The sequence below is a fragment of the Streptomyces sp. NPDC017936 genome (assembly GCF_044328485.1).
In the GTDB taxonomy this organism is placed as follows: domain Bacteria; phylum Actinomycetota; class Actinomycetes; order Streptomycetales; family Streptomycetaceae; genus Streptomyces.
The window spans coordinates 11,976-36,922 of the sequence record NZ_JBIRHK010000027.1 but is presented as its reverse complement, the minus strand read 5'-3'; the positions used below and the strand labels follow the sequence as shown (position 1 = coordinate 36,922).

The window sequence follows — 24,947 nt, the reverse complement described above, 5'->3', positions numbered from 1 at the left end:
ATTCCTGGCTCAGACAGCCTCCTGGAGCAGCGCTCCAGGAGGTCTTGCGTCCTCGACGCCAGCCGGGTTCAGACCTGCCCGGACGAGCATCACCTGCGCGGAATTCTTGTCCCTCGGGGACACGAGTCCGCACGCGGTACAACTGTAGGTGCGTTCCGACAGCGGGAGGGCGTGCTTGGTTCTCGCTCCGCATCTTCCGCAGTCCATGGTGGTGTGCGCGGGATGCACCAGGTGCACGATCCGTGCGTGCTTGCGGCCCATCTCGATCAGAGCCTGCTTCGTTGCTCCGATCGCGGCGTCCGCCGCTGCGCGCGCCATGGACGTCTTCGCGAGGAACTTGGGCTTGAAGTCCTCCACTGCGACTGCATCATGATCGCGCACAATGCTCTTCGCCCACTTGCGTGCGGTGTCCTGCCGCTGCCGGGCAATCTTGGCGTAGGTCTTCGCCCGCCATCGTTTCGCCTCCTGGTAGCCCTTCGAAGTCGCCTGGCCCTTCACCGGCTTGCGGCGGGCCATCATCCGGTCATAGCGGGACAGGGTCCTCTGAGCCTTCCTGCCGTGCTGTGCGTGGGGAAGGTCGTGGGTGTCGCCGGTAGTGGTCGCGGTCTCCCGTACGCCCCAGTCGACGCCGAGCACCCGGCCGGTCTCCGGGAGCGGCTGGACCTCGGAGGGGACAACGAAAGAGGCGTACCAATCGCCCGTACTGTCCTGGTACACCCGCACCGACGAGGGCTCGGCGAGGAGTTCCCGTGACCATACGACGGTCAAGACGATGCCGCCGGCCAGGTGCAGCCGCCTGTCCTTCAACCGGAAACCGCGCCGCGTGTAGTTCAGGCTTGGAGAGCTGTCGTGCTTCTTCTTGTACTTGGGCATCCCCGCCCGCTGCTTGATCGGCAGGCGACTCCTGATGTCTTTCAGGGCCTTCGCGCGGGACTTGCTGAAATCGCGAATGACCTGCTGCTGCGGGACTGACGCGCCATCGGCCAGCCATGGTGTGACGGCGCGCGCCTCGGTGAGCATCTTGTCCAGACAGGCCGGACCGCACTTCTCCCTGTCGAGGTAGGCTCTCTTCGAACGAGCGACGCACTCGTTCCACACCCATCGACAGCGGTCCCACTCGGCCGACAGTGCCTTCCTTGCAGTGTGCGACACACGCAGCCGGTACGTGAAGCGGGCATGTCCAATTCGGTCGCCCTCCTGCGCCGCGGCCATGTTGCCCTCGCCTTCACCGTTGCTCTTTCTCCATCCGGGTAGCCCGTTTCCTGTCACCAGACCGTACGCACGGCACTCGAACGTCTGGGCCCCGGTTTGTGGATGTCATCCCAAAGAGTCATTGGCATGCTGGTCGCGGCTGCCCGGTCCCATACCGTTCCGTCTTGGGCGCAGCGGTGATGTATGCCACGAGGGCCGTACGGTCGAGCGACCGTACGGCCCTTTGGCGTTCGCCTAGACTCGCCGCCATGTCAGGCAGTGATGACCCGTTCTGTCCGCCCCGTCGCTTCGGCCGTGGAGCCGCCCTGACGCTGGTGTTCGCGAGCGTGCTCGTCGCGGGCGCGGCCACCGGCTCGCTGCCGGGCGACGGCCGCGGGGCGGCGTCCGGCCGGACCCGCGCGGCGGCGCCGGTGAGCCACCCCGAGGCGGTGACCAGGGCCGCCGAGGAGGCGATGGCCGACGGGAAGTCGCCGCTGGAGGCCGCCGAGCGTGCCGTCAGCCGCAGCGGGGACCGCTGGGCCGCGGTGTACTCCGAGGGCGAGTACGAGGAGTTCGCGGAGTCCCTCGACGGCCGGTACACCGGCGTCGGCCTCCAGGCGCGGCGCGAGCGGGACGGCCGGATCGAGGTGACCGAGGTGCGGTCCGGGTCGCCGGCGGCCGCCGCCGGGATCCGCGCGGGCGATCGGCTGCGCAGCGTCGACGGGCGGGCGGTCGACGGACGGCCGGTCACCGAGGTCGTCTCCTTACTGCGCGGCGACGCCCTGGACGAGCCCGCCGGCACCACCGTCCGGCTCGGCGTCCAGCGCGGCACGCGCGCGTGGACCGAGACCCTGCGCCGGGCCCGTCTGTCCACCGACTCGGTCACCGCGCGCACCCTCCCCGGGGGCGTCACCGTCATCACCGTCGTCGCGTTCACCAAGGGCGTCGGCGACACCGTCCGCACCGTCGTCGAGAAGGCCCCGGCCGGCGCCGGGATCGTCCTGGACCTGCGGGGGAACTCCGGCGGTCTGGTCACCGAGGCCGTCTCCACCGCCTCCGCCTTCCTCGACGGCGGCCTGGTCGCCACCTACGACGTCGAGGGCGAGCAGCGCGCCCTGCACGCCGAGCCCGACGGCGACACCGCCAGGCCCCTGGTCGCGCTCGTCGACGGCGGCACCATGAGCGCGGCCGAGCTGCTCACCGGCGCCCTGCAGGACCGCGGCCGCGCGGTCGTCGTGGGCTCCCGCACCTTCGGCAAGGGTTCGGTCCAGATGCCGAGCCGGCTGCCCGACGGCTCCGTCGCCGAGCTGACCGTCGGCCACTACCGCACCCCCTCCGGCCGCACCGTCGACGGCACCGGCATCACGCCCGACCTGGAGGCGGACGACGACGCCCTGCAGCGCGCGGAGACCGTGCTGAGCGGGCTCGGCGACGACTCCTGAGCGACCTGCCGGCCACGGCGTAATCGGCTTTCCCTCCGACCCCCTCCAGGTGCGAAAATGGCGGCACTATGAGCAAGGGAATGTACGTACCGAAGGAGTCCCAGCCCAAGCAGGGCGGGGCGGCCGCCAAAGCCAGGGACGGCGAGAAGGGCGGCAAGCGCAAGATCGTCGCGCAGAACAAGAAGGCCCGGCACGACTACGCGATCATCGACACCTACGAGGCCGGGATCGTGCTCACCGGCACCGAGGTGAAGTCGCTGCGTCAGGGGCGGACCTCGCTGACCGACGGCTTCGTCCAGATCGACCGGGGCGAGGCGTGGCTGCACAACGCCCACATCCCCGAGTACAGCCAGGGCAGCTGGACCAACCACTCCGCGCGCCGCAAGCGCAAGCTGCTGCTGCACCGCGAGGAGATCGACAAGCTGGCGGTGAAGTCGGAGGAGACGGGTCACACGATCGTGCCCCTCGCCCTGTACTTCAAGGACGGCCGGGCGAAGGCCGAGATCGCGCTGGCGCGCGGCAAGAAGGAGTACGACAAGCGGCAGACCCTGCGCGAGAAGCAGGACCGGCGGGACGCGGACCGCGCGGTCGCGGCGGCCAAGCGGCGGCAGCGGGGCGCGTAGCCCGGATGGTCACCGTCCTGCCGGGGGCAGGTCGCCGGCCGGGGGGAATAGGCTGGCATCGGCGTGCGTTGGTCACGTACGATGGCACCTGCACTCCACAGCGGGTGCGGGCCCTCCTCGGAGGGATTGAAAAATCAACATGGGGATGATCGGTTTCGACAGCGGATGTCGAAGCAGGGGAAGCGTGTCGAGGAAGCGGCCATGATCTCGTAAACCACAGGCCGAAAAAAATAATCGCCACTGTTAAGAGCGATTCTCCCAAGGCGACGCAGTTCGCCCTCGCTGCCTGATCAGGTAGCTAGGCAACTGCCCCTTACTTAAGGGAGTGTCAGCCCGGGCTCGTTCCCGACCCGGATCCTGGCATCAGCTAGGGAACTAAACCTTGATCCCGGTCACGGGGTGAAGAGGGAAATCACACAGTGACTGGGCCCGTCGGCGACTTGTTCGCGTGATCGCCGGGGCCGAGAAAATCACAGCGGACTGCACACGGAGAAGCCCTGGTTCCGCACCGTTGGACGCGGGTTCGATTCCCGCCATCTCCACTCATCCCATGTACAGAAAGCCCCCCGTCCCCTCAGGGACGGGGGGCTTTCTGCTGCCGCAAGGCCCCTGCGGGGACGCGTCAACGGTCCGTGTGCGAGTGACTCGTCCGGGTGGGCGTGGTGAGGGTGAGCAGCAGGGCGGTCGCCGCCGCCGCGACGGGCACGCCGTAGCCGGCGGCGGGGGAGAGGTGCTCGACGACCCAGCCGCCGGTCGCGCTGCCGCAGGCGATGCCGCCGAGGAGGCCGGTGACGGCCAGGGTCATCCCCTCGTTGAGGCGGGCCTTCGGGGTGCGCTGCTGGACGAGCGCCATCGTGGTGACCATCGTGGGCGCGGTCGCCATGCCGGCGACGAGCAGGGCGGCCGCCAGCAGCGGGAGCGAGCCGACGGCGGTGGCGGCCAGCAGCGGCAGGGTGAGCAGGGCGGTCATCGCCGCCACGGTCCACGGGTGGCGCCGGGCCGCCGGGCCGGACGGCCGCATCGCCCCGTACACGAGCCCGGCCGCGCAGGAGCCGGCCGCCTGCAGGGCCAGGACGAGCCCGGCCGCGGCCGCGTGCCCGCGCGCGTCGGCGAACGCGATCGTGACGACCTCGCTCGCCCCGAACACGGCCCCCAGCGCGAGACAGACGGCGAGCAGGGCGGGGACGCCGGGACTGCGCAGCGGCGAGCCCGCCTTCGTGCGGGGGTGCGGGGGCGGCTCGGTCGAGCGCTGCGCCGCGAAGAGCAGGACGCCGGCCACCATCAGCACCACGCCGGCCAGCGTGCCGGCCTCCGGGAAGAACGTGCCGCACAGGAAGGCCGCGAGGACCGGGCCCAGCATGAAGCACAGCTCGTCGGCCGCCTGCTCGAACGCGTTGGCGGTGTGCAGCGCGTCCGGGTCGCCCTGGAGGAGGTGGGCCCAGCGGGCGCGGGACATGCCTCCCGTGTTCGGTGTCGTCGCGGTGGCCGCGTAGGCGGCGAACAGGGTCCAGTCCGGGGCGCCGTACCGCACGCACAGCACCAGGGCGAGGCTGCCGAGCGCCGCGAACAGGGTGGCCGGGACGGCGGTCCGGGCCTGCCCGTGGCGGTCGACGAGCCGCGCGATCCACGGCGCGACGAGCGCGGTCGCGGCGAGCCCGGTCGCGGTGACGGCGCCGGCGAGGGCGTACGAGCCGCGCGTGCCGGCGATCATCACGACCGCGCTCACGCTGAACATGCCCATCGGCAGGCGGGCGAGGAGGTTGCCGGCGGTGAAGGCGCGGGCGCCGGGCAGCGCGAGGAGACGGCGGTAGGGGCCGGGGGGCCGGGCGCGGACGCGGGCTCTCGGGGTGAAGTCGACGGTCACGAGGGTGTCGGCGGTGACCGTGGGGAAACGGGGGGCGGACCTGGATCGCGGCATGCGCCCACCGTCGCCCGTCGGTGATCACGCGGTCCAACACCTTCTCCGCGCTGATTCACGCACCCGCGTTGTAAGTTCTCCGGATGCCCGCTCATCTCGACCCCCGACTCCTGCGCGCCTTCCTCGCCGTCGCCGAGGACCTGCACTTCACCCGCGCCGCGGCCCGCCTCTACGTCGCCCAGCAGGCGCTCAGCCGGGACGTGCGGCGGCTCGAGCGCGAGCTGGGGGCCGAGCTGTTCGTGCGGACCACGCGGCAGGTGACGCTCACCCCGGACGGCGAGCGGCTGGTGCCGCACGCGCGCCGGGTGCTCCAGGCGCAGGACGACCTGCTCGCCGCGTTCCGGCAGGCCCGCCCGCTGCTGGTCGACCTGAACTCCCAGGGCCTCGAGACCGGGCGCCGCGTGCTGCACCGGGCCCGTGAACTCGCGCCCGAGCAGGAGCTGATGGCCCGCTACGAGAGCGGTCTGACCGGAGCCGCCGTCGAGATCGTCGCGGGGCGGCTGGACGCGTCGTTCGGCCGGTACGCGGGCCTGGACCCGGTGCTGCGGGCCCAGCTGGACCACCAGCTCGTGCGCTACGAGCCGATGGCGGTCCTGCTGCCCGAGGGGCACCGGCTGGCGGGCGCGGCGCGGGTGCCGGTGGCCGCGCTGGCGGGGGAGAGCGTGTACGCGGGCGCGGGCAACCCCCGGACGCCGGAGTGGACCGACCTCGCCCGGCTGCTGTTCGAGGGGCGCGGCATCGAGCTCGCGCCGCCCGCCCCGCTGGCCGTGGGGATCGAGGAGTTCCAGCGGATCATGTCCAAGGAGCCCCACCCCATCCTCGTGGTGGTGGGTTTTCCGGCCATGCCTGGGACGGTGCTGCGGCCACTGGTCGACCCGGTCCCGCTGTCCCCGGTTTCCCTCGTCTGGCGAAAGGGGCTGGTCCATCCCGCCCTCGACGCACTGCGCCGGGCGGCGGTCGAACTCGGGTTCGCCGAGTCCTGGCTGGAGCGTCCCGTCAAGGGATGGATTCCGGCCATAGACATGAACATGACGTCAAGGGAGGAATGAGACATCGCGTACGCGGACGGAGCGTCTGCGCTAGATTCGGCGCCCTGAGCAAGAAGGGGTGAACGGGGGCGTTCGGACCGGGTGGGGGCCCGGATCCGCCGACATGCACCGCGTCGTCGTGGCGCGCCCGGAAACCACCCCTGGTGTCCCGTGGGGGGAAACGCGCACGTGAAGAAATGGCGGGAAGAAGCCCAACCGGAGTGGCCGGAGTCGGCGTCGTCGACCCGGAACGCCCCGGTCCTGGAGGGCAGCGTCCAGGCGTTCTCCGAGGCCGTCGGTCGGTCCTCGGCGGGCGGCCCGGCGGGCGGCGGTCGTCGGCCGGCGCCGGACGGGCCGTCCGGAGGCGGCCGGACATCACTGGACGTTCCGGTGGAAATCGGCGAGCCGATGTCCTCGAACGTCCTTTCCGAAAACGAACGGTCGAACGGTGGCCTCCGGGACCCCTGGGGTGAGCCCGCCGGGGTCACCCCGGAAGGGCTGCCCGGCGTCGCGGCGGGCGGTGACGGGCAGGACAGCGACCCCGACGAGGTGACCGTCCAGCTCGACTCCCCGCAGCGGGTGCCGGGCGCGCGCGGCGACGGCCCGGAGGCCTCCGACGTACCGGTGTTCGTCGACGAGTCCGGCCGCCGCAGCCGTACCTTCCGCCGGATCGGCATCCTCGTCGGGCTGGCCTGCGCGGCCTACGCCGTCGTCATCGTGGCCACCCTGCTGTCGGGCAACGCCGGCGCGCCGTGGCTGCCGGTGCCGGGCCCGAAGGGCGACGAGCCGGCCGGCCAGGTCGAGGCCTCGGAGGCGCCCGGTTCCCCGGCGGCCCCGACGCCGCCGGGCTTCGCGGCGCCGGGCCGCCCGGGCGTCACCGCCTCCGGCCCCGCGCCGGCGAGACCCGGGGCGAGCGCGGCGCCTAGCGCGTCGGGGCCGGGCGGTGCCGCGGCGCCGAGCGCGTCCGGCGCGGCCGCTCCACGGACCTCGTCGAGCCCCTCCGCCCGGCCCGGCCGGCCCAGCCCGGTGGCGGCCGGCGAGTCCCCGCCCCCGGCGCCGAGCAGCCCGGCCGCCTCCCCGCCGCCGCCGGACCCGTCGCCGTCGGTCAGCGCGGACCCCTCGCCCGCCTCCTCGCCCTCACCGGCGGGAGGGGCCGCCGGGCCCGCCACCTGACCATGTCGGCGCCGGGGCGTGAACTCCGGCACCGGTGTGGGGGGACGGGGTCTGCGGAGCCTGTGGACTCCCCGCGGTCCATGGAGTTCGTGGAGCTTGCGGAGGTCGTGGAGTTCGTGGCGGAGCCCATGGAGTCCGTGGGATCCGTGGGGGCTTCGGTACCTGCCGGGGGAAGCCGGCGGGACGCGGGGAGCCCGGTGGGCTTCCGCAGGCCGCGGGCCGCTGGGACATCGTCCCCGGGATCCTGCGGCTCCCCGAGGTCCCGGAAGCCTCCGGGCTTCCCGCCGTCCGCGAGGACGGCGGGGCGGACCCGGAGGCTCCGCCCCGCAAGCGGGCGAGGTGAACCGCAGCCCCGGCAGGTGCGGCCGGCCGGAGCCCGGGGAGTCCCCGACTCCCTTGAGCCGACGGGTCCGTGAGACCGAAGGCCGGCGAAGTCCGCGGACGCTGTCGGCCGCAGAGCCCGCACGCGTGCCCCGGGCCTCGGACCCCCGCGGCCCGAGGTCCCCGGCTCTCCGCGCCGCGCACCCCCGCGGCTCCCGAACCGCGGCGGGGGCCGTAGCCGCAGGAGTCCCCGGCTCCCGGGCGCCGAAGTCCGAGGAGCACCGAGCCCCCGAGCCTGCCGAAGGCGCGAACCCCGAACTCCGAACTCCGAAACCCCGGGTCCCCGAGGTCCCCGGTCTGCGAAGTCCCACGAACCGACCCCGGGATCCGGGGTCTGCGAGGGCCCGCGAGCCGTGTCCCCGAGTCCCGCACACCAGATCCCCGAACCCGTAAGCCCAGGCCCCGAGCACCGCGAGCCGAGTCCCCTAGCCCGGCGAACCGAGGCCTCGAGTCCCCGAACCGCCGCAGTCCCGGGCCCCGCGAGCCGAGGCCCCGAGTCCCGCGAGCCGAGTCCCCCAGCCCGGCGAACCGAGGCCTCGAGTCCCCGAACCGCCGCAGTCCCGAGTCCCGCAAGCTCAGGCCCCGAGCACCGCGAGCCGAGTCCCCCAGCCCGGCGAACCGAGGCCTCGAGTCCCCGAACCGCCGCAGTCCCGGGCCCCGCGAGCCGAGGCCCCGAGTCCCGCGAGCCGAGACCCCGAGCTTCCCCGTCCCCGAGACCTCCCAAGTCCCCGAACCCCGCGAAAGAACCTCCTCTCATGGCAGCACGCACCAGCCGGCGTACGACCCGACGGTCCGCCGGGCAGTCCGTTCCCCCCGTGCACGGCGAGCACGGTGAACCGCGTCCGGGCGGGCACCGGTCCGGGCGTCCCGGCCGGCGCCGGCCGCGGGCCCGCCGGACGACCGGTGAGGCCTCCGGCGACAACCGCGCGAACGTCCGCCGACGGCTGCTCCAGCCCTTACGGCTGCGCCATCTGCTGCCCCTCCTCGTCCTCGGGGTGATGATGGCGATGCTGATGCTGCGCGGCTACGTCCACAGCGAGGTCCTCGCCGACTACCGCGTGCGCCCCGAGGCCGCCGCCGACCGGGTGCCGCGCGGCATCCTCGACGGCGGACCCGTCGTCGACACCCGCGGCGGGCAGGCCACCAGCATGGACGTGCCGGACGGCCGGATCGTCCTCACCTTCGACGACGGACCCGACCCGCGCTGGACCCCGAAGGTCCTCGACGTCCTGAAGAAGCACGACGCGCACGCCGTCTTCTTCATCACCGGCACCATGGCCTCCCGCTACCCCGGCCTCGTCCGGCGGATGGTCGACGAGGGCCACGAGATCGGCCTGCACACCTTCAACCACCCCGACCTCTCCTACCAGTCGAAGAAGCGCATCGACTGGGAGCTGACCCAGAACCAGCTCGCCCTCGCGGGCGCCGCCGGCATCCGCACCTCCCTCTTCCGGCCGCCGTACTCCTCCTCCGCCTCCGCGCTGGACGACAACTCCTGGCCGGTCACCCAGTACGTCGGCAGCCGCGGCTACCTCACGGTCCTCACCGGCGTCGACAGCGAGGACTGGCGCAGGCCGGGCGCCGCGCAGATCGTCCGCAACTCCACACCGGCCGACGGCAAGGGCGCGATCGTCCTCATGCACGACTCCGGCGGCGACCGCAGCCAGACGCTGCGGGCCCTGGACACGTACCTTCCGCAACTGAAGGAGCGCGGCTACGTGTTCGAGAACCTCACCGACGCCCTCGGCGCGCCCAGCGCGCACACCGAGGTCACCGGCCTCGACCTGTGGAAGGGCCGGGCCTGGACCGCGCTGGTCGAGGCCGCCGACGACATCACCGGCGTCCTCGTCGTCGGTCTCGCCGTCATCGGCTTCCTCGTCTTCGCCCGCTTCGGCCTGATGCTGCTGCTCTCCGGCGTCCACACCCGCCGCACCCGCCGCCGTGACTTCGTCTGGGGCCCCGACGCACCGGTCACCGAACCGGTGTCGGTGCTGGTCCCGGCGTACAACGAGGCCAAGTGCATCGAGAACACGGTGCGTTCGCTGGTGAAGAGCGACCACCCCGTCGAGATCCTCGTCGTCGACGACGGCTCCTCCGACGGCACCGCCCGGATCGTCGAGGACCTGGACCTGCCCGGCGTACGCGTCGTCCGCCAGGTCAACGCGGGCAAGCCGGCCGCCCTCAACCGCGGGATCGCCAACGCCCGGCACGACCTCATCGTGATGATGGACGGCGACACCGTCTTCGAGCCGTCCACCGTCCGCGAACTCGTCCAGCCCTTCGCCGACCCCGAGGTGGGCGCGGTCGCCGGCAACGCCAAGGTCGGCAACAAGGACACCCTCATCGGCGCCTGGCAGCACATCGAGTACGTGATGGGCTTCAACCTCGACCGCCGCATGTACGACGTCCTGCGCTGCATGCCCACCATCCCCGGCGCGGTCGGCGCCTTCCGCCGCTCCGCCCTGGAGCGGGTCGGCGGCATGAGCGACGACACCCTCGCCGAGGACACCGACATCACCATGGCCCTGCACCGCGACGGCTGGAAGGTGGTCTACGCGGAGAAGGCCCGCGCCTGGACCGAGGCCCCGGAGTCGGTCCAGCAGCTGTGGTCCCAGCGCTACCGCTGGTGCTACGGCACCATGCAGGCGATCTGGAAACACCGTCGCGCCCTCGTCGAACGCGGTCCCTCGGGCCGCTTCGGCCGCGTCGGCCTGCCCCTGGTCTCCCTGTTCATGGTGGTCGCCCCGCTGCTGGCCCCCCTCATCGACCTGTTCCTGGTGTACGGCCTGCTCTTCGGCCCCACCGGGAAGACGATCGCCGCCTGGTTCGGCGTCCTGGCCGTGCAGGCGGCCTGCGCGGCGTACGCCTTCGTCCTGGACCGCGAACGCCTCACGCCCCTCATCTCCCTCCCGCTCCAGCAGCTCCTCTACCGCCAGCTGATGTACGTCGTCCTGCTCCAGTCCTGGATCACCGCCCTCACCGGCGGCCGGCTGCGCTGGCAGAAGCTGCGCAGGAAGGGCCAGGTGGCGGCCCCGCCGGACGCCGCGTCCGCCGGCGCGACGGCCGTGGAAGGAGGGGTGGCCCGATGAGCGCACGGCCGACGGACACGACGTCCGAGTCACCGGTCCTGCCCACCCGGGGCCACGGCGTGGAGCGGGGCCCGGACGAGGGACGCGACGACGGTCCGGAGAAGACCGCGGGGACGGCTGCGGAGAGCGCCGCGGAGTCGGCCGCCGGGAGCACCGCGGCGAAGGCGAAAGGCGGCGGACGCGACCGGTACTTCGACCTGCTCCGTGCGATCGCCCTCTTCCGCGTCGTCTTCTACCACCTGATGGGCTGGGCCTGGCTGCCCGTCGTCTTCCCGTCCATGGGCGTGATGTTCGCGCTCGCCGGCAACCTCATGGCCCGCTCGCTGGACAGACGCCCCGCGCTGGAGGTGGTGCGGGGCCGGCTGCGCCGTCTGCTGCCCCCGTTGTGGCTGCTGGGCGCGGTGGGCCTGACCGGCATGCTGCTGGTCGGCTGGGGGCCCGGCGCCGACGGGCGCCCTGGCTGGTGGTGGCTCCACCTCGCCTTCTGGATCCTGCCGCTGAGCGACCCGCCGTACGGCGAAGGACTGCCCGGGGTGCACGGGCTGATCGGCGACGACTGGGCGGTCGACATGGCCGTACCCCTCTGGTACATCCGCGCCTACCTCTGGTTCGTGCTGCTCTCCCCCCTGCTGCTGCGCGCGCTGCGCCGGCTGCCCTGGCCGACGATCCTCGCGCCGATCGCGCTGTCGGCGGCGCTGGAGTTCCGCTGGCTGTCGGTGCCGGGCTGGCGGCTGGACTCGGTCCTCGTCGACTTCGGCACGTTCGGCGCCTGCTGGCTGGTGGGCATGGCCCACCAGCAGGGCGTCCTGCGCCGGCTGCCCCGCTACGTGGTCCCCTCGCTCGCGCCGGCGGTGGCCGGGACCGGCCTCTGGTACGCGCTGAGCCACGGCTTCGAGGAGGGCCACGACCTGGACGACATGCCGTTCGCCCAGTCGCTGTGGTCGTTCGCGGCGGTCGTGCTGCTCCTGCACATCAGCCCGTCGTGGTCGAAGTGGCCGGGTCCGCTGCGCCGTTGGGACCGGCTGGTCACCCTGCTCAACTCCCGCGCCGTGACGATCTACCTGTGGCACAACCTGTGCATCGTGGTCGTGGAGTCCCAGTGGGACCGGCTGTGGAACGTCCCGGGGCTGGAGGACGACGCCCCTTGGCTGTTGACGAGTCCCTGGGCCCAACTGCCGTTCGTCTGGCTCCTCACCGCGGGCTGCGTCGTCTGCTTCGGCTGGGTGGAGGACCTGGCGGCCCGACGCGGGCCACGTCTGTGGCCGGACGGGCGGGTCCGTGCGGGCGCCGGAGCCGGAACGCACCGGGCCTGACCGGCGCCGACGGCCCCTGCGCCCGCCCTGTACGCCGTTCGCCTCGTTCGCGGTGCGTCCATCGAGAGCCCTGGTGAGTATGCCCGGTATGACCATCGATCGGATGGGCCGGAGTCCAGGGTTCTCGAGATGGAGGAACGTGAACGGGATACGCCGGATGATCGTTCTCGTCGTGACGGGCGTGCTGGCCGCGGCGCTCTCGGCCGGGACGGCCCCCGCGGGGACCACCTCCGAGGGTGGAGGAACGAAGCCGCCGGGGCCGACCCCTCCGCCGGGGACCGCCCCCTACGGCGAGCCCCACGGCGGGGGGCCGAAGCCGCCGAGGCCGACCCCACCACCGGGGACCGGGCCCCCCACCACCGAGGCCTGGGCATGGACCCAGCTGACCAGCCGTGGTACCCAGATCCGCTACGTGACCACCGACACCGCCCTGGTGTGCCCCTCCGTGCGGTACACCCTGGGCCCGGCCAGGGCCGTCTTCCCGATGCACCGGGTGAGCACTCCCACGCCGTCGCAGTTCCCCACCACGGTGTGCGAGCTGGGCGTGCCCCTCGGAGCCTTCGACGCGGTGCTCGTGCAGTCGACGGTCCAGGCGGCCGTGGTGCACCCCGCGAACCGTCAGCTTCCCCTGCCGCACTGGACCGGGACCACACGTCCTCGCACCATCGGCGTCATCGGCGACACCGGCTGCCGCGTCACGACGGCGGGTCCCAACCAGGACTGCGCCGACCACCAGACCGGCTGGCCGTTCCCCCGGATCGCGAACAGCGCCGCCATGAGGCACCCGGATCTCGTGATCCACGTCGGCGACTACCTCTACCGTGACGACCCGGGCCAGGCCACCGACACGGCGGCGAATCCGGGCTGCACGACCCCGGCGGACCGGTTCAGCTGGGCCTGTGTCGTCGCCGACTTCTTCAGACCGGCGGAGAGCCTGCTGGCCGTGGCGCCGGTGGCGTTGACGCGGGGCAACCACGAAGACTGCCGCACCCCGCCCGCGACGGGCGGCGCGGGGGCCGCGTGGTTCCGCTACCTCGCCGACGATCTCCGGGCCGACGGTTCCTGCGACCAGTACACCGACCCCGTGGAGATCCGCGCGGGCGCCCTGCACCTCCTCTCCGTGGACTCCTCGTTCGCCGACCCGGCCGACAGCGGGAGCCTCGCGCAGCAGGCGATCTACACCCAGCAGTTCGAAGCCGTGAACCGGGCTGCGGGGCAGCATCCCGGCACCGACCACTTCCTCTTCACCCACAAGCCCCTGTGGATGGTGAGATCGGCCGGCCCCCCGCCCCGATGGGTCACCCCCGTCCTCGACCGGGCGGTCGCCGGTACGACCCTGGGGCGGCCGGCGAACAACATCCGCACGGTGCTGTCGGGTCATGTGCACCTCTACCAGATGATCGATTTCAACACCACGCGGCCGCCGCAGGTGACCGTGGGCTTCTCCGGCGGGGACCCGCTGGACCAAGGGCCGAACGACGCCGACGTCATCGGAAAGCCGGTCGGCACGCCGACGCAGCCCGTGAACCACTCGGTCACCCAGGGAAGGGTCTTCGGATACGCGATCCTGAACCGCAACAACGGAACCTGGGACCTCACCTCTCACGACCCGACCGGCACGGTCCGCGGTCAGACCTGCACGCTGAGCGTGAGCACCGCCCAGAAACAGTTCACCTGCCACTGAAGGGCACCCCGGCCTCGACGGAGGCGCACACCCGCCCCCGGCTCCACGCCCGGGGGCGGGGGCGCGACCCCCGCACAGTGACGGCCCTCGGCGAAGCAGCTCGCCCGGCGCGCCGGCCCGGCGCACCGGCCCGGACTCCGGGCCCGACGGCCGGCCGCGGCCCCGGCCCGGCCCGCCGCCCCGGCGCCGAGTCCTGTCCGCGACCTCTCACCCGGCGTCCGCCCGAGGTGAGAGCAACGTTCCCTTCCGGTCACTCACAGCCACAGTCCGGAAACGAGCCCTCCCTACCTTCGGGACTCATCACCGCTCATCACCCGGAACCACCCGAGCCCCGGAGCACCGTGGAGGCGCCATGACAGCCCTTGGCACAGCACCCCCGTCCCCCGTGAAGAAGGCGGGTCGCTGGATCGAGGAGTGGGACCCGGAGGACGAGGCCTTCTGGAACGAGAAGGGCGAGAGGATCGCCCGCCGCAACCTCCTCTTCTCCGTCCTGTCCGAGCACATCGGCTTCTCCATCTGGACCATGTGGTCGGTGCTGGTGCTCTTCATGGGCCCGGAGTACGGACTCACCCCGGCCGACAAGTTCCTGCTGACGTCGATGGTCACGCTGGTCGGAGCGGTCGTCCGGGTGCCCTACACCTTCGCCGTGGCGATCTTCGGCGGCCGGAACTGGACGATCATCTCCGCCGGGCTGCTGCTGATCCCGACGATCGCCGCGTTCACGGTGATGGAGCCGGGCACCTCCTTCGGGACCTTCCTCCTGGTCGGCCTGCTGGCGGGCATCGGCGGCGGCAACTTCGCCTCCTCGATGACCAACATCAACGCCTTCTTCCCGCTCCGCAAGAAGGGCTGGGCGCTCGGCCTGAACGCGGGCGGCGGCAACATCGGCGTCCCGGTCCTGCAGCTGACCGGTCTCGCCGTCATCGGCGCGAGCGGCGGACCGCGCGTGCTGCTCGGGATCTACATCCCGCTGATCGTGGTCGCCGCGACCCTCGCCGCCCTGTACATGGACAACCTGGCGTCCGTGAAGAACGACACCGGCGCCGCCGTCGACTCCGCGAAGGACGCCCACACCTGGATCATGTCCTTCCTCTACGTCGGCACCTTCGGCTCGTTCATCGGCTACAGCTTCGCCTTCGGCCAGGTGCTGACCACCCAGTTCGGCCGTACGCCGCTCCAGGCGGCCTACCTCACCTTCATCGGCCCGCTGCTCGGCTCCCTGATCCGCCCGGTCGGCGGCTGGCTGGCCGACCGCTACGGCGGCGCCCGCATCACCCTCTACAACTACGTCGGCATGGCCGCCGCCACCGCCGTGCTGATCTTCGCCAGCATGCAGAAGTCGCTGGGCCTCTTCGTCGCCGTCTTCGTGGTGCTGTTCGTGCTCAGCGGCCTCGGCAACGGCTCCACGTACAAGATGATCCCCGGCATCTTCCAGGCGAAGGCCGTCGCGAGGGGACTCCGCGGCGAGGAGGCCGCCGCCTACGGCCGGCGCCTGTCCGGCGCCTCCATGGGCCTGATCGGAGCGGTCGGCGCGCTCGGCGGCGTCGGCATCAACATGGCCTTCCGCCAGTCCTTCCTCTCCTACGGCTCCGGCACCGGCGCGTTCGTCGCCTTCCTCGCCTTCTACGCGGCCTGCTTCGCGGTCACCTGGGCCGTATACCTTCGCCGCCCGGCCGCCCGGACCACCGCCTCCGGCACCGCGTCCGAGGCCAAACCGCAGCTCAGTTACGCCGAGGTGTGACACTGTGCCCGTCCGGGGGATCACCCCCCGGACCGCCGGCGGGGAGAACCGCCGGTCGTGTCCGGCGTCACCGGGGCCCGGCCATCGGTAACACCGGCGACATGAAGCCGAACCGAGCCTGTCACGCGGCGTTGACAGGCTCGATCGGCATGCGGGTGGACACCACCTCATGCCGGTGCCACGACTCGAGTGCGGGACGAGAGTGATGCAAGAGCGACAACAGCGACCGGACCAGGGAGCCGTCTCCGTCGGGGACACCGAGGAGCACGGCCCCCTCGCCGGGTTCACCATCGGCGTGACCGCCGCGCGCCGGGCCGACGAGCTCGGGGCGCTGCTCCAGCGGCGCGGGGCGGCGGTGCTGCACGCGCCGGCCCTGCGGATCGTGCCGCTCGCCGACGACGGCGAACTGCTCGCCGCCACCAAGGACCTCCTCGACCGGACGCCGGACGTGGTCGTCGCCACCACCGCCATCGGGTTCCGGGGCTGGGTGGAGGCGGCCGACGGCTGGGGGCTCGGCGAGCAGCTGATCGCCCGGCTGCGGGAGGTGGAGCTCCTCGCGCGCGGCCCCAAGGTCAAGGGCGCCATCCGCGCCGCGGGCCTGACGGAGGAGTGGTCGCCGTCGAGCGAGTCGATGGCGGAGGTGCTCGACCGGCTGCTGGAGGAGGGGGTCGACGGCCGCCGGGTCGCCGTCCAGCTGCACGGGGAACCGCTGCCCGGCTTCGTGGAGGCGCTGCGCGCCGGGGGAGCGGAGGTCGTCGGCGTGCCCGTGTACCGGTGGATGCCGCCGGAGGACCTCTCGCCCCTCGACCGGCTCCTCGACGCCACCGTCTCGCGCGGACTGGACGCGGTCACCTTCACCAGCGCGCCGGCCGCGGCCTCGCTGCTGTCGCGGGCCGAGGAGCGCGGGCTGCTGTCCGACCTGCTCGCCGCCTTCCACCACGAGGTCCTGCCGGCCTGCGTCGGCCCGGTCACCGCGCTGCCGCTCCAGGCGCGCGGTGTGGTCACCGTCCAGCCGGAGCGGTTCCGGCTCGGCCCGCTGGTGCAGCTGCTGTGCCACGAGCTGCCCGGGCGGGCCCGTTCCCTGCCGGTCGCCGGGCACCGGCTGGAGATCCGGGGGCACGCGGCCCTGGTCGACGGCTGTCTGAAGCCCGTGCCGCCGGCCGGGATGTCCCTGCTGCGGGCGCTGGCCCGGCGGCCGGGGTGGGTCGTGCCGCGGGCCGACCTGCTGCGGGCGCTGCCGGGGGCGGGACGGGACGAGCACGCCGTCGAGACGGCGATGGCGCGGCTGCGGACGGCCCTGGGGGCGCCCAAGCTGATCCAGACGGTGGTGAAGCGCGGGTACCGGCTGGCCCTGGACCCGGCGGCGGAGGCCAAGTACGCGGACGCGTGAACGGAGGGCGCGCCGGGGTGCGGGCGGCGCGGGCGCCGGTGCCGTCGGTACGGCCGCCGGTGCCGGTGTCGTCGGTACGGCCGTCCGCGCCGGCGGACGCCCGCGGCGGTGCGAGGGGTTCCGCCTCCCGCCGCCACCCGGCACTGTGAGAGGAACGCTTCCCGAGGAGCCTTCCCTAGGCGGTGACCGGCACATGGCACTGGCTACGCCCCCGTCCCCCCACGACCCGCGGTTCGACGCCGGACGGGTCTGCCTGGACCTCCTCGCCACCGGTCATCCCCTCGAACGGCTGGACGCCGTCCCGGCGTTGTGCGCCTGGATCACCGGTTCGGGCCTGGTCCCGCCCGGTACCCCGCTGGCCCACGCGGCCCCCGCCTGGCCGGTCGCCTTCCGGGAACTGCGCGGTGACGTCGGCCGGTTGGTGCACGCCTGGCTGTCCGGCGACGGGCGCCCCCACGACCTCCCCCTCGCCCGGGTCAACGACGTCGCCCGCGCCGCGCCCCCGGCCCCTCGCGCCGTCCGCGGGGAAGACGGCGCGCTGGTCCGCGCGTTGCACGCGCCGCCGGACTGCGCCGCGCTGCTCGGCGCGGTCGCCCGCGACGCCGTGGACCTGCTCACCGATCCCGTCGCGCGGGCGGGGCTGCGCCAGTGCGAGGGCGACAACTGCCCCCTCGTCTACGTCGACACGTCCCGGGGCCGCCGCAGGCGCTGGTGTTCCAGCGAGGTCTGCGGCAACCGGGAACGGGTCGCCCGCCACCGCAGGAGGACGTCCCTCACCCGGGCCTGACCCCCTGTCCTCTTCCCTCCTCCTTCCCGCGCGGGGCTCGCGGCGGCCCCTCCGGGGGAGCCCGTCAGGCCCCCGTCACGCCTTCCGGCCGCGCCCGCCGGTCAACCACCCGTCCGGTATGCCGTGTTCGCGCCCGGACCGTCGAAGTGATTTCGATTACACGTCGTTTACCTTCGCCGTCCGGCGGGCACGGCGCGCCGGATCGGCCGTGTGGCGGAAATGTAAAGGAAGAGGGGCGGGAATGTGCGCTCATGTCCCCCTCGTCGGGTCGCCCCGAAGAAAACTGTCGGCGGGGTTTGAACACCCAACGGGCCCGCTGCGTACCCGTTGTGGAGCGACCGACTCGGGGGAACCCCCGGACACCGGAGGTGGGCGTGCGCAAGGATGCGGCCGTGGCCAATGAACGTGGATCGAGGGCCCGACATCGCATGTCCCAGCCCTCGGAACCCGATGAGGAGCTGATGCGCGCCCTGTATCGGGAGCATGCCGGACCCCTGCTCGCGTACGTCCTGCGCCTGGTCGCCGGCGACCGGCAACGCGCCGAGGACGTCGTGCAGGAGACACTCATCCGTGCCTGGAAGAACGCCGGACAGCTCAATCGAGCGACCGGATCTGTACGCCCCTGGCTGGTGACGGTCGCGCGCCGCATCGTCATCGACGGCCACCGCAGCCGGCAGGCCCGGCCGCAGGAGGTCGACCCGTCGCCGCTGGAGGTCATCCCCGCGGAGGACGAGATCGACAAGGCGCTGTGGCTGATGACGCTGTCGGACGCGCTCGACGACCTGACCCCGGCACACCGGGAGGTGCTCGTCGAGACGTACTTCAAGGGGCGTACCGTCAACGAGGCGGCCGAGACGCTGGGGATACCCAGCGGCACCGTGCGCTCAAGGGTTTTCTACGCCCTGCGGTCGATGAAGCTGGCTCTGGAGGAGCGGGGGGTGACGGCGTGATGAGCATGTACGGGGGATTCGGAGCAGGTGGGCCGGGTATGTCTGGCCCCATGCAGGGATCTGTGGGATCTCCGAGCCCGAGCGAACACGAGACCGTGGGCGCCTACGCCCTCGGGATCCTCGACGACGCCGAGGCAACCGCTTTCGAGGCGCACCTCGCGGGCTGCGAGTGGTGCGCGCAGCAACTCGACGAACTCGCGGGGATGGAGCCGATGCTGGCCGCCCTCGCGGACCTGCCGGGCGCCGGGACGCCCGCGATCGGCGAGTCCCTGTCCGCGAAGCCGGGCCCGCGGCTCGTGGAGAAGCTCGTCGACGAGGTCGCGGACCGCCGCGCCCAGAAGCGCCGGCGCAGCTTCTACATGATCGCGGCGGCGGCCGCGCTGATCGTCGGCGGCCCGCTCGTGGCGGCGGCCACCAGCGGCGGCGGCAGCGGCGACGCGCCCAGGGTCCTGGCGGACGGCAGCCCCGCCAAGACCGCCTTCGACACCTTCTCCGACAAGGCCACGGCCACCGACCCGACCACCAAGGTCACGGCGACCGTCGCCACGCAGGAGAAGGCCTGGGGCACCGAGGCCGTCGTCGAGCTGAAGAACGTGGCGGGCCCGAACAAGTGCTCGCTCATCGCCGTCGGCAAGAACGGCGAGCGGGAGACCGTCTCGTCCTGGTCCGTGCCGGAGTGGGGCTACGGCCTGCCCGGCGCCAAGACGGAGCAGAGCAAGAACCCGCTCTACGTCCAGGGCGGCGCGGCCCTCAGCCCGAACGAGATCGACCGCTTCGAGGTCATGACCTTCGACGGCAAGAAGCTCGTCGAGATCGACACGTAGAGTCCCGCCCGGTGGTTCCCGCCGGGCGGGCCCCTCGCCTCCCGCGCCCCCTTCGCGTACGGTTGACGGCTGCCCAGCACGTCAGAAGGGGGCCCGGTGGCCGCTCAGGCTCAGCAGGAAACCGCGGTCGGCCCGGTCGAGGACTCAGCTCAGGACTCAGTCCGCGACCGGGAGATCAGCGTCGAACAGGAACACCTGGACCGGGTGTACCGGCGTCTCGAGGAGAAGATCCACGAGGCGGAGTTCCTCATGCACGACGCGGCTCGCCGCGGCCAGGTGGGCACGCCCGGCGCCCTGGCAGAGCGGGACGCGCAGGTCTTCCGCGCCGGGATCCACCTCAACCGGCTCAACAACGAGTTCGAGGACTTCCTCTTCGGCCGGATCGACCTGCTGCTCGGCAAGGACGGCAAGAAGGGACCCGACGGCGCCTACACCGCCGTGGAGCCCGCGGACGGCGCGGTCCGTCCCGACAACACCGCCGACATCGCCGAGACGCTGCACATCGGCCGCATCGGCGTCCTCGACGAGGACTACGCCCCGCTGGTGATCGACTGGCGGGCCCCCGCGGCCGCCCCCTTCTACCGCTCCACGCCGGTCGACCCCGGCCGGGTCGTGCGCCGCCGGGTGATCCGCTCCAAGGGCCGCAAGGTGCTCGGCGTCGAGGACGACCTGATGCGCCCCGAGCTGAAGGCCCGTCTCGACGGCCACGAGCTGCCCGTCATCGGCGACGGCGCCCTCATGGCCGCCCTCGGCCAGGCCCGCAGCCACACCATGCGCGACATCGTCGCCTCCATCCAGGCCGAGCAGGACCTGGTCATCCGCGCCCCCGCCGCCTCCGTCACCTACGTCGAGGGCGGCCCCGGCACCGGCAAGACGGCCGTCGCCCTGCACCGGGCCGCGTACCTCCTCTACCAGGACCGGCGCCGGTACGCGGGCGGCATCCTGATCGTCTCCCCGACCCCGCTGCTCGTCGCCTACACCGAGGGCGTGCTGCCCTCCCTCGGCGAGGAGGGCCAGGTCGCGATCCGGGCCATCGGCTCCCTGGTCGACGGCGTGGAGGCCACCCTGTACGACTCCCCGGCCGTGGCCCGGGCGAAGGGGTCGTACCGCATGCTGAAGGTGCTGCGGAAGGCCGCGCGGGGCGCCCTGGAGCTGGGGCGCCCGGACGCCCCCGCGGCCGGACGGCTCACCTTCGACGCCGCCGCGGACGACGGCCCGGCGCCGGACGGGGAGGCGCCGCGGACCCCCTCCGGCCCGCCCTCCCGCCTGCGGGTGGTCGCCTTCGGCCGCCGGCTGGAGCTGGAGGCCGAGGACCTCGACCGCATCCGCCGCACGGCCCTCGGCGGCACCGCCCCCGTGAACCTGCTGCGCCCCCGCGCCCGCCGGCTCCTGCTGGACGCCCTCTGGGAGCGCTCCGGCGCCGCCGGCCGGCACACCGACCCCGAGCTGGCCGCCGAGCTGCGCTCCTCCTTCGACGAGGACGTGACCGGCGAGGACGGCTTCGTCGCGTTCCTCGACGCCTGGTGGCCGGAGCTCACCCCGAAGGGCGTCCTCGCGGCCATGGCCGACGAGCGGCGGCTCGGCCGCTGGGCCCGCCGGATCCTCAACCCCGGCGAGGTCCGCAAGGTGGCCCGTTCCCTGAGACGCGACGGCCACTCCGTGCACGACATCGCGATGCTCGACGAGCTCCAGGCGATCCTCGGCGCCCCGGCCCGCCCCAGGAAGCGGCGCGAGGTCGACCCGCTGGACCAGCTCACCGGCCTGGAGGAGCTGATGCCGGTGCGCGAGGAGTCGCAGCGCGAGCGGGCCGAGCGCCTCGCCCAGGAACGCACCGAGTACGCCCACGTCATCGTCGACGAGGCCCAGGACCTCACGCCCCTGCAGTGGCGCATGGTCGGCCGCCGCGGCCGGCACGCCACCTGGACGGTCGTCGGCGACCCCGCCCAGTCCTCCTGGTCCGACCCCGACGAGGCCGCCGAGGCCCGCGACGAGGCCCTCGGCACCCGCCCGCGCCGGCGCTTCGAGCTGACGGTGAACTACCGCAACCCGGCCGAGATCGCCGAGCTGGCCGCGAAGGTCCTCGCCCTGGCCATGCCCGGCGCCGAGGCCCCGTCCGCGGTCCGCTCCACCGGCGTCGTGCCGCGCTTCGCGACGGCGGAGGACTCCCTGGCGGCGACCGTGCGCGCGGAGGCCGGGCGCCTCCTGGACCACGTCGACGGCACCGTCGGCGTCGTCGTCGCCATGAACCGCCGCGAGGAGGCCCGGCGCTGGCTCGCCGGACTCGGCGACCGGGTCGTCGCCCTCGGCAGCCTGGAGGCCAAGGGCCTGGAGTACGACGCGACGGTGGTGGTGTCCCCGGCGGAGATCGCCGACGAGTCCCCGGCCGGCCTGCGGGTGCTGTACGTCGCCCTGACCCGGGCGACCCAGCAGCTCACGGTCGTCTCGACGGAGCGGGACGAGCCCGACGAGCGGGGCGTGCCCGACCTCCTGCGGGACTGAGCGGACCCGGACCGGGCAGCCGCGGAGGACCTCGGGAGGAAGCCTTTTCTGTGAACTCCGCGGACGGGAATGGCCTCGGTGGATCCGTTTGTTAGCCTGGGTGTGGCACCGGCCCGATCCAAGCCCCCGGGCCCAACCTTAGTCGCTACGAGCGACCACTTGCCGCGAGGCGAGCATGGCGGGTCGGTGTCATGAACGTCAGGGGAGAGGCCCACATCCGATGTGATGTGGGCCTCTTTCCGCTGTCGGCACCCCTGTGAACTCAACGTTCGCAATGCGACGCGGCTAACGCCTACTCGGCAGTAGGTGCGACGATCGGACGGCATACCCAGCGTCACAGGTGAAAGCAGAGGAAGTCGGCCATGGCAACGGCGCCCAGCGTCTCCTACTCGATGACGGTCCGGCTGGAGGTGCCCGCGAGCGGAACCGCGGTCTCCCAGCTCACCACGGCCGTCGAGTCCCACGGAGGCTCGGTCACCGGCCTCGACGTCACTGCCTCCGGCCACGAGAAGCTCCGGATAGACGTCACCATCGCGGCCACCTCGACCGCGCACGCGGACGAGATCGTCGAGCAGCTGCGCGGCATCGAGGGCGTCACGCTGGGCAAGGTCTCCGACCGTACGTTCCTGATGCACCTCGGCGGCAAGATCGAGATGGCGTCGAAGCACCCCATCCGCAACCGTGACGACCTGTCCATGGTCTACACGCCGGGCGTGGCCCGCGTCTGCATGGCGATCGCCGAGAACCCCGAGGACGCCCGCCGCCTCACCATCAAGCGCAACTCCGTTGCGGTCGTGACGGACGGCTCCGCCGTGCTGGGCCTGGGCAACATCGGCCCGAAGGCCGCGCTGCCGGTGATGGAGGGCAAGGCGGCCCTGTTCAAGCGGTTCGCCGGCATCGACGCCTGGCCGATCTGCCTGGACACCCAGGACACCGACGCGATCGTCGAGATCGTCAAGGCCATCGCCCCCGGGTTCGCCGGCATCAACCTGGAGGACATCTCCGCGCCCCGCTGCTTCGAGATCGAGGCCCGGCTGCGCGAGGCCCTCGACATCCCCGTCTTCCACGACGACCAGCACGGCACCGCGATCGTCGTCCTGGCCGCCCTGACCAACGCGCTGCGGGTGGCGGGCAAGGCCATCGAGAACATCCGCGTCGTCATGTCCGGCGCCGGCGCGGCCGGCACGGCCATCCTCAAGCTGCTGCTCGCCGCGGGCGTGAAGAACGCCGTCGTCGCCGACATCCACGGGGTCGTCCACGCCGGCCGCGAGGACCTGGTGGACGCCGCCCCGGACTCGGCGCTGCGCTGGATCGCCGACAACACCAACCCCGAGGGCCTCACCGGCACCCTGAAGCAGGCCGTGCACGGCGCCGACGTCTTCATCGGCGTCTCCGCCCCGAACGTCCTCGACGGCGACGACGTGGCCGCCATGGCCGACGACGCGATCGTGTTCGCGCTCGCGAACCCCGACCCCGAGGTCGACCCGGCGATCGCCCGCCAGACGGCGGCGGTCGTGGCCACCGGCCGCTCCGACTTCCCCAACCAGATCAACAACGTGCTGGTCTTCCCGGGCGTCTTCCGCGGCCTGCTGGACGCGCAGTCCCGCACGGTCAACACCGAGATGATGCTCGCGGCTGCGAAGGCGCTGGCCGACGTGGTGACCGAGGACGAGCTGAACCCGAACTACATCATCCCCAGCGTCTTCAACGACAAGGTCGCCGGCGCCGTGGCCGGCGCGGTGCGCGAGGCCGCGAAGGCGGCGGGCGCGACGGTCTGACACCCGCACCGGCGCCGGCCCCGGCGCCGGGCCCGCGTACGGGGCTCTGTGCGGGCTCTGTGAGGATCGCCACGGCGAGCCGGAATCACGGCGCGTCGCGGAACCCCGAGGCCCTGGCCACCCTCTATGGTGGGCGGCCAGTCAGTGGCGCTTTCGTGTGACTCCCAAGGGTGTTCTCACGACTCCTGCGGGTGCCGGATTGGCGTTCCCGCCGCAGGTAGGGGCAGGATGCGTCCCTGGGCGCGAGCGCATGGCATTGGCTGCAGCGCGCCCGACATGCGGCTCCGCCGCGTGGCACGCCTCAATGGCAAGAAGAACACGGGAGTAACAACATGAACCGCAGTGAGCTGGTGGCCGCGCTGGCCGACCGCGCCGAGGTGACCCGCAAGGACGCCGACGCCGTGCTGGCCGCGTTCGCCGAGGTCGTCGGCGACATCGTCTCCAAGGGCGACGAGAAGGTCACCATCCCCGGCTTCCTGACCTTCGAGCGCACCCACCGTGCCGCTCGCACCGCGCGCAACCCGCAGACCGGCGACCCCATCCAGATCCCGGCCGGCTACAGCGTGAAGGTCTCCGCGGGCAGCAAGCTCAAGGAAGCGGCCAAGGGCCAGTGAACGCTCCGCTCTGAGCGCCGGGGACTGTGAGCGCCGGGGACCGGCCGCCGGGGGCGCCTGAGCGCCGTCGGTGACCGCGGGCCGCCGGTGGCCGGCCGCCGCCCACGCGGCGGCGGAACGCCGGACACGGCCCCGCGCCCCAGGGCCCGCGCCCGTCGCCCAGGGACGGAAAACACGACGAAGGGGCGGCCACCCGGTTCGGGTGGCCGCCCCTTCGCATGCCTCACGGCTGCCGCACGACGCGCCCCTCAGGGACCGCCGGCCCGGCCGGGCGCCTTCCCCGGCGGTGCGGCGTGGGTCAGCCGAGGGCCTTGCCGGGGAGTTCGACCTTCGCGCCCGGCTCCACGAGCTTCTCCGTGCTGTGTCTTCCCGGGGGACGACCCCCGGACCCCCGGCCGCGGGGTGTTGCTTCCGGCCGGGGCGGTGTGGCGTGGGTCAGCCGAGGGCCTTGCCGGGGAGTTCGACCTTCGCGCCCGGCTCCACGAGCTTCTCCGTGCTGTGTCTTCCCGGGGGACGACCCCC

At 72.9% G+C, this 24,947-nt stretch carries 17 protein-coding genes and 1 other RNA gene; 16 read left to right on the top strand and 2 right to left on the bottom strand.

All coding sequences use genetic code 11. From position 1 onward, the window contains the following. Nucleotides 1–9: 9 nt before the first annotated feature. Complete coding sequence (locus ACH4F6_RS37345) at nt 10–1,212, bottom strand: RNA-guided endonuclease InsQ/TnpB family protein (protein ID WP_397964915.1); 1,203 nt, start codon at nt 1,210–1,212, stop codon at nt 10–12. 248 nt (nt 1,213–1,460) lie between these two features. On the opposite strand from ACH4F6_RS37345, the gene ACH4F6_RS37340 reads away from it, so the two are divergent. The 3 genes from ACH4F6_RS37340 (at nt 1,461) to ssrA (ending at nt 3,801) form a co-directional block, all read left to right on the top strand. After that, nucleotides 1,461–2,633, top strand: coding sequence for a S41 family peptidase (locus ACH4F6_RS37340; protein ID WP_397964914.1), 1,173 nt, complete (start codon nt 1,461–1,463; stop codon nt 2,631–2,633). Nucleotides 2,634–2,713: 80 nt separating this feature from the next. Further along, nucleotides 2,714–3,256, top strand: coding sequence for an SsrA-binding protein SmpB (smpB, locus tag ACH4F6_RS37335; RefSeq protein WP_397964975.1), 543 nt, complete (start codon nt 2,714–2,716; stop codon nt 3,254–3,256). 141 nt (nt 3,257–3,397) lie between these two features. Next, nucleotides 3,398–3,801, top strand: a transfer-messenger RNA (tmRNA) gene (gene ssrA, locus ACH4F6_RS37330). A gap of 77 nt (nt 3,802–3,878) precedes the next feature. On the opposite strand, the gene ACH4F6_RS37325 is transcribed toward ssrA, so the two are convergent. Beyond that, nucleotides 3,879–5,174: an MFS transporter gene (locus tag ACH4F6_RS37325; RefSeq protein ID WP_397964913.1), complete on the bottom strand. Its 1,296-nt coding sequence runs from the start codon at nt 5,172–5,174 to the stop codon at nt 3,879–3,881. Nucleotides 5,175–5,257: 83 nt separating this feature from the next. Between ACH4F6_RS37325 and ACH4F6_RS37320 the strand changes: the two genes are divergently transcribed. The 13 genes from ACH4F6_RS37320 (at nt 5,258) to ACH4F6_RS37260 (ending at nt 24,425) form a co-directional block, all read left to right on the top strand. Beyond that, nucleotides 5,258–6,223, top strand: coding sequence for a LysR family transcriptional regulator (locus ACH4F6_RS37320; RefSeq protein ID WP_397964912.1), 966 nt, complete (start codon nt 5,258–5,260; stop codon nt 6,221–6,223). A gap of 387 nt (nt 6,224–6,610) precedes the next feature. Next, nucleotides 6,611–7,375: a hypothetical protein gene (locus tag ACH4F6_RS37315; protein WP_397964911.1), complete on the top strand. Its 765-nt coding sequence runs from the start codon at nt 6,611–6,613 to the stop codon at nt 7,373–7,375. Nucleotides 7,376–8,754: 1,379 nt separating this feature from the next. Continuing rightward, complete coding sequence (locus ACH4F6_RS37310) at nt 8,755–10,845, top strand: bifunctional polysaccharide deacetylase/glycosyltransferase family 2 protein (protein WP_397964973.1); 2,091 nt, start codon at nt 8,755–8,757, stop codon at nt 10,843–10,845. Continuing rightward, nucleotides 10,842–12,158 (top strand): acyltransferase family protein, encoded by a 1,317-nt coding sequence (locus ACH4F6_RS37305; RefSeq protein ID WP_397964909.1) that lies wholly within the window; start codon nt 10,842–10,844, stop codon nt 12,156–12,158. The genes ACH4F6_RS37310 and ACH4F6_RS37305 overlap by 4 nt, the downstream gene beginning before the upstream one ends. A 412-nt stretch (nt 12,159–12,570) precedes the next feature. Then, a complete protein-coding gene (locus ACH4F6_RS37300) occupies nt 12,571–13,842 on the top strand; it encodes a metallophosphoesterase family protein (protein WP_397964907.1) in 1,272 nt (423 codons plus the stop codon). Nucleotides 13,843–14,194: 352 nt separating this feature from the next. Beyond that, nucleotides 14,195–15,583 carry a nitrate/nitrite transporter gene (locus ACH4F6_RS37295; RefSeq protein WP_397964906.1) on the top strand — a complete coding sequence of 463 codons (1,389 nt, stop codon included), beginning with the start codon at nt 14,195–14,197 and terminating at the stop codon, nt 15,581–15,583. A gap of 205 nt (nt 15,584–15,788) precedes the next feature. Beyond that, complete coding sequence (locus ACH4F6_RS37290) at nt 15,789–16,973, top strand: uroporphyrinogen-III synthase (RefSeq protein ID WP_397964905.1); 1,185 nt, start codon at nt 15,789–15,791, stop codon at nt 16,971–16,973. A 193-nt stretch (nt 16,974–17,166) separates the two neighbouring features. Then, complete coding sequence (locus ACH4F6_RS37285; RefSeq protein ID WP_397964904.1) at nt 17,167–17,760, top strand: CGNR zinc finger domain-containing protein; 594 nt, start codon at nt 17,167–17,169, stop codon at nt 17,758–17,760. A gap of 428 nt (nt 17,761–18,188) precedes the next feature. Then, nucleotides 18,189–18,710 (top strand): sigma-70 family RNA polymerase sigma factor, encoded by a 522-nt coding sequence (locus ACH4F6_RS37280; RefSeq protein ID WP_010039908.1) that lies wholly within the window; start codon nt 18,189–18,191, stop codon nt 18,708–18,710. A 50-nt stretch (nt 18,711–18,760) separates the two neighbouring features. Continuing rightward, nucleotides 18,761–19,534, top strand: a complete 774-nt coding sequence (locus tag ACH4F6_RS37275; RefSeq protein ID WP_397964903.1) for an anti-sigma factor family protein — start codon at nt 18,761–18,763, stop codon at nt 19,532–19,534. Between the two features lie 96 nt (nt 19,535–19,630). Further along, a complete protein-coding gene (locus tag ACH4F6_RS37270; RefSeq protein ID WP_397964901.1) occupies nt 19,631–22,033 on the top strand; it encodes a HelD family protein in 2,403 nt (800 codons plus the stop codon). A 362-nt stretch (nt 22,034–22,395) separates the two neighbouring features. Continuing rightward, complete coding sequence (locus ACH4F6_RS37265) at nt 22,396–23,811, top strand: NAD-dependent malic enzyme (RefSeq protein WP_397964900.1); 1,416 nt, start codon at nt 22,396–22,398, stop codon at nt 23,809–23,811. A gap of 332 nt (nt 23,812–24,143) precedes the next feature. Then, complete coding sequence (locus ACH4F6_RS37260; RefSeq protein ID WP_397964899.1) at nt 24,144–24,425, top strand: HU family DNA-binding protein; 282 nt, start codon at nt 24,144–24,146, stop codon at nt 24,423–24,425. Nucleotides 24,426–24,947 lie beyond the last annotated feature (522 nt).